Here is a 13,079-nt window from a genome sequence, read left to right as displayed (position 1 = left end):
GTCATGGCTGAAAGTGACTGGAGCCGCGTGAAGGATAAAGAGCCCGAGCCGATGTTTGAGTTTCCAGTAAAGTCTCCGTGCGTTTCCGTGTGTGCGTTGAACAGTGAGGACATCTGTGAGGGGTGTTTTCGTTCCGGTACGGAGATCAGCCAGTGGGGGAAGATGAACAACGCCCAGAAGCGTGAGGTGCTGAGTAAGTGCCAGGAGCGGGCCGTTGAGATGAAGCGGGTTTGGTGGACTGACTGAACCTCGACCTGGTTTCGTTTTGTCTGTCCGTTTGAGGCGGCGGATCAGTGGGTACGAGTTTTCAGGACCACTGTGAACCCATCCCTGGGCGTTGCGGCGCAAACTTCCTGTTTGCGACGCTCCTGAAAACTCGTACCCACTGCTCCACCTGCGCAGCGACCACTTTACTTCGCTATAGAATTTGCCTACCAAGTCCATGAAATGATGTGGGCTTGAGAAGACGTTATTGATCAAAATATTTTGTACATAGAGGGGCTGTTTCCCCTTGATGTATTGCCGGAACAGAGCGCTGTAAGAGCCCCGGAACCAAATTAAATAGAAAAATATGACCCAACCCTTCGTACATTTAAGAGTCCACTCCGAATACTCCCTGATTGATGGCCTGGTGCGTATCAAGCCGCTGATCGGCCGCGTTGCGGAGCTGGAAATGCCGGCGGTGGCGATCACCGATCAGACCAACTTCTACGCACAGGTTAAGTTTTATAAAGCCTGTATGGGTGCCGGTATCAAGCCGGTTACCGGTGCGGATTTCTGGTTGAAAGAAGGTGGCGAAGAGCAGCCGACGCTGGTGTCGCTGTATGCGATGAATGCCGATGGCTATCGCAATATCACCGAGCTAATTTCGCGCGCGTGGATGGAAGGGCAATACCACGGCCACGCATTTGTGGAGCGGGAGTGGATCAAGGAAGCGTCGGAAGGCGTTTTGATGCTGTCTGGTGCCAAGTATGGTGATGTGGGTCGCGCGCTGGTTGCCGGGCGTACCTCGCAGGCCGAGGCGTTGGCTCAGGAGTGGTCCAGTATTTTCCCGGGTCGCTATTACCTGGAGTTGCAGCGCACCGGGCGCGCGGGTGATGAAGAGTACCTGCATGCGGCGGTGGAGCTGGCCGGCAAGATGAACCTGCCGGTAGTGGCTACCAACGACGTACGCTTTATCGAAGACAGCGAATTTGAAGCCCACGAGGTGCGTGTATGTATCCGTGAAGGTCGTGCGCTGGACGATCCGCGCCGTGAACGTCGCTATTCTGCCGAGCAGTACCTGCGTACACCGGAAGAGATGCACGAGCTGTTTAAGGATATTCCTGAGGCGCTGGAAAACACGGTAGAGATTGCCCGCCGCTGTTCCTCGCCCATTCAGCTCGGCAAATACTTCCTGCCCCAGTTCCCGATTCCGGAGGGCATGACCGAAAACCAGTTCTTCGAGAAGATTTCGTTCGACGGCCTGTACGAGCGCCTTGAACATATCCTCGATAAGTCCGCGCCGGACTACGAAGCGCGGAAGAAAGAATACGAAGACCGCCTGCGCTTTGAGCTGGATATCGTTATCCAGATGGGGTTCCCGGGTTACTTCCTGATCGTAATGGACTTCATCCAGTGGGCGAAGGATCACGATATTCCGGTAGGCCCGGGGCGGGGTTCCGGTGCGGGCTCACTGATTGCCTACTCGCAAAAAATTACCGATCTCGATCCGCTGCAGTACGACCTGCTGTTCGAGCGATTCCTGAACCCGGAACGGGTTTCCATGCCCGACTTCGACGTTGACTTCTGTATGGAGAAGCGCGACCGGGTGATTAACTACGTTGCGGAAAACTACGGCCGTAACGCGGTAAGCCAGATTATTACCTTCGGTACCATGGCCGCGAAGGCGGTGGTGCGGGACGTGGCGCGGGTGCAGGGCAAGTCTTACGGCCTGGCCGATAAGCTGTCCAAGATGATCCCCGCCGATGTGGGCATGACCCTGCAGAAAGCCTTTGAGCAGGAAGAAGTGCTGCGTGAATTCCTCGAGAACGACGAGGAAGGCCAGGAAATCTGGGAGATGGCGCTGCAGCTCGAAGGTGTTGCGCGTAACGTGGGTAAGCACGCCGGTGGTGTAGTAATTGCCCCGACCAAGCTCACCGATTTTGCCCCACTGTACTGTGACGAGACCGGTGCCGGCCTGGTTACCCAGTTCGACAAGAACGACGTGGAAGATGCGGGTCTGGTGAAGTTCGACTTCCTGGGTCTGCGGACCCTGACCATCATCGACTGGGCCAAGGCGATGGTGGACGAGCAGCGCGCGCGTGAGGGCAAAGAGCCGCTGGTGATCGAGGCGTTGCCGCTGGACGATAACGAGACGTTCAAACTGATCAAGCGTGCCGAAACTACCGCGGTGTTCCAGCTGGAATCCCGCGGTATGAAGGACCTGATCAAGCGTCTGCAGCCGGACAACCTTGAGGACATGATCGCCCTGGTGGCCCTGTTCCGCCCGGGCCCGCTGCAGTCGGGCATGGTGGACGACTTCATCAACCGGAAGCACGGCCGCGCGCAGGTGGCCTATCCGGATGCCAAGTATCAGCACGAAAAGCTGAAGCCAATTCTCGAACCGACCTACGGCGTTATTGTTTACCAGGAACAGGTAATGCAGATCGCCCAGGAGCTCGCGGGTTATACCCTGGGTGGTGCAGACATGCTGCGCCGGGCCATGGGTAAGAAAAAGCCCGAGGAAATGGCCAAGCAGCGGGCCACCTTCGAAGAGGGTGCCAAGGAGCAGGGTGTAGACCCGGAACTGGCGATTAAGATCTTTGACCTGGTGGAAAAGTTCGCCGGTTATGGTTTTAACAAATCGCACTCCGCTGCCTACGCTCTGGTTTCCTACCAAACCGCGTGGCTGAAAGCCCATTACCCGGCGCAGTTTATGGCGGCCACCATGTCTTCGGACATGGACAAGACCGATAAGGTCGTAATCTTTATTGAAGAGTGCCGGGCCATGGGCCTGGACCTGGTGCCGCCGGATGTGAACCTGGGCAGCTACCAGTTCTCGGTGGATGTGGATAACCGCATCATCTATGGCCTGGGTGCAATCAAAGGCCTGGGTGAAGGCCCGATCGATAACATCATCGCCGAGCGTGAAAGTGGCGGTCCGTTTACCGATCTGTTCGACTTCTGTTCGCGTATCGATCCGCGCAAGGTCAACAAGCGCGCTTTGGAAGCGCTGGTGCGCTCCGGTGCGCTGGACAGTATCGGCCCGGATACCAACAGTGCCGACGGCCTCGACTACTCCCGCGCGGTGCTGTTCAACGCGCTGGATGAGGCGGTGAAGTCTGCGGAACAGCAGAGCAAGAACGACAGCGCCGGCATGATGGACCTGTTCGGGGAGGTGGTGCGTTCCGCGTCCGACGGCGATGTGTACGAAGATTTCCGCGGTGCACGTCCGTGGAGTATTCGCGAGCGTTTGGAGGGGGAGAAAAACACCCTCGGCCTGTATCTCACCGGTCACCCCATCGACGAATACGAAGAAGAATTGAAGCACCTGGTGAATGCGCGTATCGCCGATCTGAAGCCCGGCCGGGAAAACCAGAAGGTGGCCGGCCTGGTGGTGGGCATGCGTGTGATGAAAACCAAGCGCGGCGATTCCATGGCCATTGTTTCCCTGGATGACCGCAGTGCGCGCATCGAGGCGGCGGTGTTCAGCGAGGCTTTTGGCGAGCACCGCGAGAAGCTGGTGAAGGATTCGCTGCTGGTGCTGGAAGGCTCTATCTCCCACGACGATTACAGTGGTGGCTTGAAGATGAGCGTGAACAACGTGTCCACTCTGGATGACCTGCGCAGTGGCAGCGTGATCGGCGTGACCCTGAAAATCGACAGCGCCCAGGCGATGCCGAAAATGGGCCAGCGCCTGAGTGCCTGCCTGCGACCCTACGTGGGTGGCAGCTGCCCGGTGATGGTCGAGGTGGAGCGCAGTGATGCGAAGGGTACTTTCCGTCTGGCGGACGAATGGAAGGTGGAACCCAACGATCAGTTGATTCAGTCGCTGCGTGAGGTAATTGGGCGGGAGCGGGTACAGCTCAACTACAATCAGCGGCAGTAAATTGGGTCTGCGGCCCTGCTGGCGGGGGAGAATTCGCTGTCGTCTGTTTCTCTTTGCCTGCGCTCCAGCACACTCGCCAGCAACATAGGCAAATTGGACACAGGTGATGCCGGTTAGTGCGCTGTGCACTCGACTGGTTGGTCCTGGCCCGGTAAGCTAGCGGCCATTTTCAGTAGACGAGGCCTGTTTGCGACCGTTCGGGGTATTTTGGTCGCATTTTCCAACATTTGGCAGGCCCACAGAATTATCAAGGCGCGAATTACATGAACTTCAGTTTTCTCGAGTTTGAACAGCCGATTGCGGAACTGGAAAGCAAGATCAAGGAGCTTCAGCACGTCGGGGACGACAATGACCTGAATATTGCTGAAGAGATCACCCGTCTGCGGGAAAAGAGCGAGAAGCTCACCGAATCCCTGTATTCCGACCTCTCTCCCTGGCAGATCGTCCAGGTAGCCCGTCATCCTCAGCGTCCTTATGCGAAGGATTACATTGAGCGTATGTTCACCGATTGGGATGAACTCCACGGCGACCGCCACTTTGGTGATGACAAGGCGATCATCGCTGGTATCGGCCGTTTGGAAGGTCGTCCGGTGGCGGTGATTGGTGAGGAGAAGGGCCGCTCGGTAAACGAGAAGGTGAAGCGTAACTTTGGTATGCCGAAGCCGGAAGGTTACCGCAAGGCGCAGCGCGTTATGGAGATGGCGGAGCGCTTTAAGATGCCGGTGCTAACGCTGATCGACACTCCGGGGGCCTACCCGGGTATCGATAGTGAGGAGCGCGGTATTTCGGAGGCGATCGCGAAGAACCTGGCGGTAATGTCTCGTCTGCGTACGCCGATTATCTGTACGGTGATTGGTGAAGGCTCTTCCGGTGGTGCACTGGCGATCGGTGTGGGCGACCAGTTGAACATGCTGCAGTACTCTACGTACTTCGTAATTTCCCCGGAAGGTTGCGCGAACATTATTTGGAAGACTGTGGAGAAGGCGCCGCTGGCGGCCGAGGCCATGGGGGTAACTTCCAGTGTGCTGGAGGAGCTGGGCATTGTGGATGAAACCCTGCCTGAGCCTCTCGGCGGTGCGCACCGCGATCCGGACCTGATGGCAGCGCGTCTGCGTGATCGTCTGTCTGAGCAGCTGGATAAGCTGACCGCGGTTCCTCTGGATGAGTTGCTGGAGAAGCGTTACCAGCGTCTGATGAGCTACGGCAACGTCGTTAGCTAATGCTTGGCCTCCCTGAGGCCTAGGTGGTTCTGATTTGATTCTGTGGTGGCAAACTGCCGGGCAGGGCTTTTCAGGACCGCTGTAAACCCATCCCTGGGCGCTTCGGCGCAAACATCCTGTTTGCGACGATCCTGAAAAGCCCTGCCCGACACTTCGCCTTCTCATTTAGCATCTGTGTTTTTTCCCGGTTCTCGATCTGACGCAATCAAGCCGTTTGCGGCGATCGCTTTGTGAATCCGGCTACAGGCTTTGCCAAACTTCGTCACTTCTCCAAGCGTCGGCTTTTCGTCCGCATCAAGCCGGTGTTCCCACTCATCAATTTCCTGATCCAGATATTCCAACAGCTTCTTCGCGCACCCCTGACAGGGGCCAGCACAGAGTTCGGCGGCCGGCATGGTGAAGGGCAGGGTGGCGCGTACTTCTGAGATGATGTTGCGCATTGCGGTGCTGGTGTCGGGCTTCATGTGGCCAGTATAAGGTGGCGGAAAAGTCGTCGGTGGCTGCCAGGTTAGCGCGCGTTGCGACTCCCTTACTGTCACGAGTCGCCAAACTCTGCTCCGCTTTCTGTTCAAATCGGGCCTCATCCCCTATACTCAGCGCCAACTTGTCGGAGTGCCTTTTGGGCTGAGATCGCTGTTGCGAGATCCGTTGAACCTGATCAGGGTAACCCCTGCGTAGGGAACAAGATCTGAATTCGCTACTTTTCGTGCGCTGGAACCATTGTCCACGTTCGATTCTCTCTCTTCCTATCTGCACCCCGATATTCCATTCACGGATACCATTAAATGGAAACAAGCGTCAGGAAATGACGTAAGGGGTCAGCATGTCTCAGGTCGCGGAACCGAAAAATAAAACCCAGAACAGTGCGAGCAAAAGCAGTCGTGCACAGCAGCAGGAAAGCGCGAAACAGTTTCTGGATAACCTCACCGCACAGCAGTTTCCCAACTCACGCAAGGTTTACCTGGAAGGGGAAAACGAAGGCGTAAAAGTGGGTGTGCGCGAAATCTGCCTGGGCAAGAGTCTGGTGGGTGGTGACGAAGAGAACCCCATTTTTGAACCGAATGAGCCGCTGCAGGTGTATGACACTGCGGGTCCTTATTCTGATCCGAACTACAAGCCGAATGTCCGCGAAGGTCTGCCCAAACTGCGTCAGGCGTGGGTTGAGAATCGTGGTGATACCGAGGTGCTGGATACCCGTCAGGCGGCCTACAGCCAGAAGCGTATGGCGGATCAGGGGCTCGACCATATCCGTTTTGATAACCTGCCAGCGCCGCGTAAGGCAAAAGCCGGTAAGAACGTTACCCAGATGCACTATGCGCGTCAGGGCATTATCACCCCGGAAATGGAATTTATTGCGATCCGCGAAAACATGGGTCGTGCCGAGCTGGCTGAACAGCTGACCGACGCGGATTACCAGAAAGCGCGCGACGGTATCTATATCCCGCCGCAGATCACCCCAGAATTTGTACGCCGTGAAGTGGCTGAAGGTCGCGCGATTATCCCGGCCAACATCAACCACACCGAGCTGGAACCGATGATTATCGGTCGTAACTTCCTGGCGAAGGTGAATTCCAACATTGGTAACTCCGCGATTACTTCTTCAATTGAAGAAGAAGTGGAGAAGCTGGTGTGGTCCATCAAGTGGGGTGGTGACACCGTGATGGATCTGTCTACCGGTCAGAACATTCACGAAACCCGTGAGTGGATCCTGCGTAACAGCCCGGTACCCATCGGCACCGTACCGATTTACCAGGCGCTGGAAAAAGTCGACGGCATTGCCGAAGACCTCAACTGGGAAGTGTTCCGCGATACCCTGATCGAGCAGGCGGAGCAGGGTGTGGATTACTTCACCATCCACGCTGGCGTACTGCTGCGCTATGTACCGCTGACGGCCAAGCGCGTTACCGGTATTGTTTCTCGCGGCGGTTCCATCATGGCGAAGTGGTGTCTTGCGCACCACAAAGAGAACTTCCTCTACACCCACTTCGAAGATATCTGTGAAATCCTCAAAGCGTACGACGTGAGCTTCTCCCTGGGTGATGGCCTGCGTCCGGGCTGTATTGCCGATGCTAACGACGAAGCCCAGTTCGGCGAACTGCGCACTCTGGGCGAGCTGACCGAAATTGCCTGGAAGCACGATGTACAGACCATGATCGAAGGCCCGGGCCACGTGCCCATGCACAAGATCAAGGAAAACATGGACGAGCAGCTGGAGCACTGCCACGGTGCGCCTTTCTATACCCTCGGCCCTTTGACCACCGATATTGCGCCGGGCTACGACCACATTACTTCCGGTATCGGTGCGGCGATGATTGGCAGCATGGGCTGCGCAATGCTGTGCTACGTAACACCGAAAGAGCACCTGGGTCTGCCCAACAAAGAAGACGTAAAAGAAGGCTTGATGGCCTACAAGATTGCGGCGCACGCGGCGGATCTGGCCAAGGGCCACCCGCGCGCGTACAAGCGTGACGATGCGTTGTCCAAAGCCCGCTTTGAATTCCGCTGGGAAGACCAGTTCAACCTGGGCCTGGACCCGGAGCGTGCGCGTGCTTACCACGATGAAACCCTGCCCAAGGAATCCGGCAAGATTGCCCACTTCTGTTCCATGTGCGGACCGAAGTTCTGCTCCATGAAAATTACTCAGGACGTGCGCGACTATTCCAAAAAGCTAGAGGCTGCCAAGCAGGAAGCAGAACAGGGCATGGAAGAGATGTCCATCAAGTTCAAGGATATGGGCGCCGAGATTTACCATAAGGGGTAATGCCCCAGTTGCCGGTTCGGAAGGAAGTTGTGGCACACGCTGAATTAAATATCGCGATTGCAGGCGCCGGATTGATGGGGCGTCTGCTGGCCTGGCGGTTATCCACAGAGGGTTATCGAGTCAGCTTGTTTGACGCCGGTAGCTTGGATAAACCCTCGGGCGCGTGTCACACCGCGGCCGGCATGATCTCCCCGCTCTCCGAGCTGTTTCACTGCCCGCTCCCCATCTACGAGCTTGGTATGCACAGCCTGCAACACTGGCCGCATTGGGTGGCACAGCTGGAGCAGGAAGTGGGGGTGAGTGTTGATTACCGTCAATCAGGTAGTGTGCTGGTCGCCCACCCGCAGGACCGCAGTGAACTGCTGCAGTTTCAGCAGGAGCTGACTTCCAAATTGGGTGGCGCAGGCGGTGACCAGTTGCGTTGGCTCGATAGCCGTGGCCTGAGTGCGCTGGAACCGGAGCTGGATCGCTTCGAGCAGGGCCTGTTTTTAGCCTCGGAAGCGGATGTGGATAACCGCAAGCTGCTTCCGGCATTGCTACAGGCGGTGATGCAAAACGGGGTAAGGCTACACGACCATACTGCCGTCGAATGCGCGCCGAATGAAGTGCATATGGCACGTGGTAGCGAAGCGTTTGACCTGGTGATAGACGCCCGAGGCCTCGGTGCCAATGGTGCTATCCAGGGCTTACGCGGCGTGCGCGGTGAAGTGATGGTGGTGGAAACCCCGGAGGTAAAGCTGCAGCGCCCAGTGCGGTTGCTGCACCCGCGCTACCAGCTTTATGTAGTACCTCGTGCCAACAATCAAACGGTGATCGGTGCGACCGAGATCGAGAGCGAGGATATGAGCCCGATTTCGCTGCGTTCCAGTATGGAGCTTTCCAGTGCGCTGTACTCGATCCACCCGGCGTTTGCCGAAGCGCGGGTCATCGAAACCCGTGTGAACTGTCGGCCGGCCACCATGGACAACCTTCCATTTGTGGAAAGTGAGTCCGGGCTGATACGCGTGAATGGCCTCTTTCGCCACGGCTATCTGCTGGCGCCGGCGCTGGCGCTGCAGGTCGAAGACGCGTTGTCCAAATTAACCCAAGAAACGGAACAGGTGACCTGATGCAATTACTGGTCAATGGCGAGAATGTAAATTTGAATGACGGCTCTTCGGTTGCCGCGCTGTTGCAGCAGCTTGGTTACACCGGTGAAACCTTTGCAGTGGCGGTCAATGGTGACTTCGTTCCCCGCGCCATCTATGACGCAACAACCCTGAGCGCTGGTGACCAGCTGGATATCGTTGCGCCAGTGGTGGGAGGTTAAGCATGACGGACAAACTCAAACTGTACGGTAAAGAGTTCGATAGTCGCCTGCTGGTAGGCACCGCACTGTATCCGTCGCCTGCTGTCATGCGCGAATCGGTGAGCGCATCAGGCTCACAAATTATTACCTTGTCCCTGCGCCGCCAGAATCCGGAGCAGCAGCAGGGCAAGATGATCTGGGATTACATTCAGGAGTCCGGCTGCCAGCTGTTGCCGAATACCGCCGGCTGCAAGACTCCGAAAGAAGTAATTGCCCTCGCAGAAATGAGCCGCGAAATTTTCGCTACTGACTGGCTCAAGCTGGAGGTCATCGGCGATGACTACAACCTGCAGCCAGATCCTTATGGTTTGATCGAAGCGGCGCGCGAGCTAGTCAAGCGCGGCTTTAAAGTGCTCCCATATTGCACCGACGATCTGGTTGTGTGTCGCAAACTATTGGATGTTGGCTGTGAAGTACTGATGCCCTGGGGTTCCCCCATTGGCACCGGCCGCGGCTTGATGAACAAATACAATCTGCAGACCCTGCGCGAGCGCTTGCCGGATACGCCTCTGATTATCGATGCGGGCATTGGCGCACCGTCGCAGGCCGGTGAAGCGATGGAAATGGGCTTTGATGCGGTGCTGCTAAATACCGCCATCGCCAAAGCCCAAAACCCGGTACTGATGGCGCAGGCGTTCAAGCTGGCCATTGAATCCGGGCGCGCCGCGCGCAACGCGGGACTGATGCTCAAGCGCCAGACCGCCAGCCCCAGCACCCCAACTCTGGACATGCCGTTCTGGCAGCAAACCGTGACTGCGGGAGAAAACGCATGAGCGAGGCTGTGCCAATACCAATGTCATTGCCAATGCAAACGCGTCCCATAGTGTGGACGATTGCCGGCAGTGACTCCGGTGGCGGCGCCGGTATTCAGGCCGACCTGCTGACGTTCCACGATCTCGGCGTCCTCGGCTGCAGTGCCATTACCGCAAATACCGCACAGAATACGCTGACCGTAGCCGCGATCAATCCTGTGTCCGAATTGGCTCTGCAATCGCAACTGGATGCGCTGCTCGGTGATCTGCCACCGTCAACCATTAAAATCGGTTTGTTAGCCAATACTGCGCAGGTCCGCATTGTGGCGGACTTTCTGCGCGGGTTGAGGGCTAAGGATTGCCAAGTACCTGTGGTGTACGATCCGGTTGCAGTTGCCAGCAATTGTGCATCGATGACCGAAGACAGCACTGGTGCAGCGGTGGTGAGCGAACTGTTACCCCTGTGTGATGTGCTCACTCCAAACCGTGTGGAACTGGAGTGGTTGGCATTGACCGAGATAGGCAGTGCTGGTGACATCCTAATCGCCGCAAAAAAACTCGCTGAGGCCAATGAAATTGCACTCGCTGTAACCGGGGGGCATTTTGCTATTGAGCCGGGAACCACCGCAGACCTGCTATGTGTTCCCGGTGAAACCGGCACCACTAGCGACTGGTTGATCGGCAGGAAAATCGATACCCGCGATACCCACGGTACCGGCTGCACTTATTCTTCGGCCGTTGCTGCGCTACTTGCGCAGGGATATCCGCTCAAGGACGCCTGCGTGGTAGCCAATGCCTATGTGCGCCGTGGGTTACGCCTGGGTAATAGCGCACAAGTTGGTGAAGGACCGGGGCCGGTAGGGCATTGCGGCTGGCCGAGTGAGCTGCAGGATTTTCCGGAAGTTCTCGTCGCAGGTAGTGAGCGAGCCAAACTTTACGCAACCTTTGATGCTGCCGCAGCACAGAACTACGCGGCCGAATTTGCACAGCCAGATTCCACCCGCCTGGGGCTGTATCCGGTGGTAGAAACGGTGCAGTGGATTGAAAAACTGGCCCGCGAGGGCGTCCGTACGCTGCAGTTGCGGATCAAGAATCCTGGCGACGACCTGCGCGAGCAGATAGAGCGCGCGGTAGCCATTGGCCGGGAATTTGATCTGCGTCTGTTTATCAATGATTACTGGCAGCTGGCCATCGAGTGCGGTGCCTATGGTGTGCACCTGGGGCAGGAAGACTTGCAGGCTGCCGATCTGCAGGCGATCCAGCGTGCGGGGTTGAAACTGGGTATCAGCACGCACGGCTTTTTTGAAATGCTGTATGCCTGGCAGTACCGTCCCAGTTATCTGGCGACGGGCGCCATCTATGCCACCAACACCAAAGATATGAGCGGTCAGCTGCAGGGGCCGAAAAAGCTTGCACGTATGGCGGCGCTTCTGCCAGATTATCCACTGGTGGCGATTGGTGGGATCAGTGTCGAGCGCGCGCCAGTTGTTGCGGCGAGCGGGGTCGGCAGTATTGCTGTGGTTACTGCGATTACCCAAGCGCCCGATTATCAAGCCGCAGTCGCACAGCTGCGCGCCGTTATTGAATAGTCCGGTTGACTGGAGTCGAGCCCGTGTTAAGTCGTAAACAACTACAGCGCTACAGCCGGCAGATCATGTTGCCGCAGATCGGTGAGGCCGGTCAGGAGAAGCTGGGTTCGGCACGTGTGCTTATTATTGGGCTGGGTGGTCTGGGTAGCCCCGCATCCCTGTATCTTGCTGCGGCTGGTATCGGCGAATTACATCTGGTAGATGGCGACCAGGTGGATATCTCAAACCTCCAGCGTCAGGTTCTGTACAAGACCAACCACCGCGATAAGGGCAAGGCTGTAGTTGCTGCGCAGCAATTGACTGCGGCGAATCCCGAGATCCGCGTGCACGCCCACAGCCGTATGGCGGATGAAGAGTGGCTGTCTTCGTTGTTGTCCGAACAGGACTTTGACGTGGTGTTGGATTGTACCGACAACCTGAATATTCGCCACACCATCAATCGCGTGTGCCGGGCGCAGAGGGTGGCGGTAGTGATGGCCTCGGTGCGGGGCTTTTCCGGGCAGCTGGTTAGCTTTGATTTTAGCGATTCAGATTCGCCCTGTTATGCCTGTCTGTTTCCACCGCCCAGCGAGGCAAACGATTTGCCTGAGGCCGAAAACTGCGCATCGGTCGGGGTGATCGGGCCCGCACTGGGTATGATGGGGAGTGCTCAGGCATTGGAGGCAATCAAGTCTATTGTAGGGTTGCCGCTAACCAGCTTGAATCAATTGCAACTGTTCGAGGCCGCCAGCCTCGAATGGCGCTCGCTCGCGCTGTCACAAAACAGTACTTGCCCCGTGTGCGGATAACCAGTAAAAAAGAGGAATACCTAATAATGATAGGGAGCTCCTCTTGTCGAATCATCCTCTGCCCCGTTCTCTTGCCCATTCACTTCCTCGCGTTGTAGCAGTCTTCGCTCTCAGTGTTTTTGCATTGGGCTGTAGTGAAAAAACGTCTACACCCAGCGCCGAATCGCCGGCGGCCGAAACTCAGACTGCAGGTCAGCAAATTGTGGCTGAGGAAATGGCCGCGTCGGGAAGCACCGAGACGGCAAGCCAGCCAGCTGCCAAAGCGAAACCGGGCCAGGTTTCCCAAAAGCATCTGGAAATGTATCAGCAGACCTGTGGCAGCTGCCACGAGAGAGGCTTGGTAGGCGCGCCCCGGACTGGCGATGTTGAGGCCTGGAAACCGCGTATGGCGAAAGGTATGGAGACACTGGTTGCCCATGCGCGGGATGGCTTCAAAGCCATGCCTCCGGCGGGCTTGTGCTTTAGCTGTACCGATGAGGACTACGTGGCGCTGATTGAATATATGGCAAGCCCCAAGTAGCCCCCAGTCCC

General features: G+C 57.0%; 11 protein-coding genes and 1 riboswitch. Of the genes, 10 read left to right on the top strand and 1 reads right to left on the bottom strand.

Annotated features, from left to right (window positions below; translation table 11 throughout):
• The first annotated feature begins 3 nt into the window (after positions 1–3).
• The 3 genes from KUV22_RS12880 (at position 4) to KUV22_RS12870 (ending at position 5,310) form a co-directional block, all read left to right on the top strand.
• Positions 4–246: a DUF1289 domain-containing protein gene (locus KUV22_RS12880; protein ID WP_010131584.1), complete on the top strand. Its 243-nt coding sequence runs from the start codon at positions 4–6 to the stop codon at positions 244–246.
• Positions 247–571: 325 nt separating this feature from the next.
• Positions 572–4,090 carry a DNA polymerase III subunit alpha gene (gene dnaE, locus KUV22_RS12875; protein ID WP_222231761.1) on the top strand — a complete coding sequence of 1,173 codons (3,519 nt, stop codon included), beginning with the start codon at positions 572–574 and terminating at the stop codon, positions 4,088–4,090.
• Between the two features lie 263 nt (positions 4,091–4,353).
• Positions 4,354–5,310 carry an acetyl-CoA carboxylase carboxyltransferase subunit alpha gene (locus tag KUV22_RS12870; protein ID WP_222231759.1) on the top strand — a complete coding sequence of 319 codons (957 nt, stop codon included), beginning with the start codon at positions 4,354–4,356 and terminating at the stop codon, positions 5,308–5,310.
• Positions 5,311–5,471: 161 nt separating this feature from the next.
• Here the strand turns inward: KUV22_RS12870 and KUV22_RS12865 are convergent, their stop codons facing one another.
• Positions 5,472–5,774: a hypothetical protein gene (locus tag KUV22_RS12865; RefSeq protein WP_261319536.1), complete on the bottom strand. Its 303-nt coding sequence runs from the start codon at positions 5,772–5,774 to the stop codon at positions 5,472–5,474.
• Between the two features lie 134 nt (positions 5,775–5,908).
• Positions 5,909–6,008, top strand: a riboswitch (TPP riboswitch).
• A 125-nt stretch (positions 6,009–6,133) separates the two neighbouring features.
• On the opposite strand from KUV22_RS12865, the gene thiC reads away from it, so the two are divergent.
• From thiC to KUV22_RS12830, 7 genes are all read left to right on the top strand, one after another.
• Positions 6,134–8,071 (top strand): phosphomethylpyrimidine synthase ThiC, encoded by a 1,938-nt coding sequence (gene thiC / locus KUV22_RS12860; protein WP_261319535.1) that lies wholly within the window; start codon positions 6,134–6,136, stop codon positions 8,069–8,071.
• 29 nt (positions 8,072–8,100) lie between these two features.
• Positions 8,101–9,180 carry a glycine oxidase ThiO gene (gene thiO, locus KUV22_RS12855; protein ID WP_222231755.1) on the top strand — a complete coding sequence of 360 codons (1,080 nt, stop codon included), beginning with the start codon at positions 8,101–8,103 and terminating at the stop codon, positions 9,178–9,180.
• Positions 9,180–9,380 carry a sulfur carrier protein ThiS gene (thiS, locus tag KUV22_RS12850; protein WP_222231753.1) on the top strand — a complete coding sequence of 67 codons (201 nt, stop codon included), beginning with the start codon at positions 9,180–9,182 and terminating at the stop codon, positions 9,378–9,380. Before thiO ends, thiS begins: the two co-directional genes overlap by 1 nt.
• A gap of 2 nt (positions 9,381–9,382) precedes the next feature.
• Positions 9,383–10,192 (top strand): thiazole synthase, encoded by an 810-nt coding sequence (locus KUV22_RS12845; protein WP_222231751.1) that lies wholly within the window; start codon positions 9,383–9,385, stop codon positions 10,190–10,192.
• The gene (gene thiE / locus KUV22_RS12840) at positions 10,189–11,760 is read left to right on the top strand and encodes a thiamine phosphate synthase (protein WP_222231749.1); all 1,572 of its coding nucleotides are present in this window, start codon (positions 10,189–10,191) and stop codon (positions 11,758–11,760) included. Before KUV22_RS12845 ends, thiE begins: the two co-directional genes overlap by 4 nt.
• Positions 11,761–11,783: 23 nt before the next feature.
• Positions 11,784–12,548, top strand: a complete 765-nt coding sequence (locus tag KUV22_RS12835; protein WP_222231747.1) for a HesA/MoeB/ThiF family protein — start codon at positions 11,784–11,786, stop codon at positions 12,546–12,548.
• Positions 12,549–12,750: 202 nt separating this feature from the next.
• The gene (locus KUV22_RS12830; RefSeq protein WP_315857554.1) at positions 12,751–13,068 is read left to right on the top strand and encodes a c-type cytochrome; all 318 of its coding nucleotides are present in this window, start codon (positions 12,751–12,753) and stop codon (positions 13,066–13,068) included.
• Positions 13,069–13,079: the final 11 nt, after the last annotated feature.

The sequence above is a fragment of the Microbulbifer agarilyticus genome (assembly GCF_019800665.1).
GTDB classification, from domain to species: domain Bacteria; phylum Pseudomonadota; class Gammaproteobacteria; order Pseudomonadales; family Cellvibrionaceae; genus Microbulbifer; species Microbulbifer agarilyticus_C.
The sequence above is the reverse complement of the archived record's forward strand: the minus strand, read 5'-3'. Positions and strand labels throughout refer to the sequence as shown.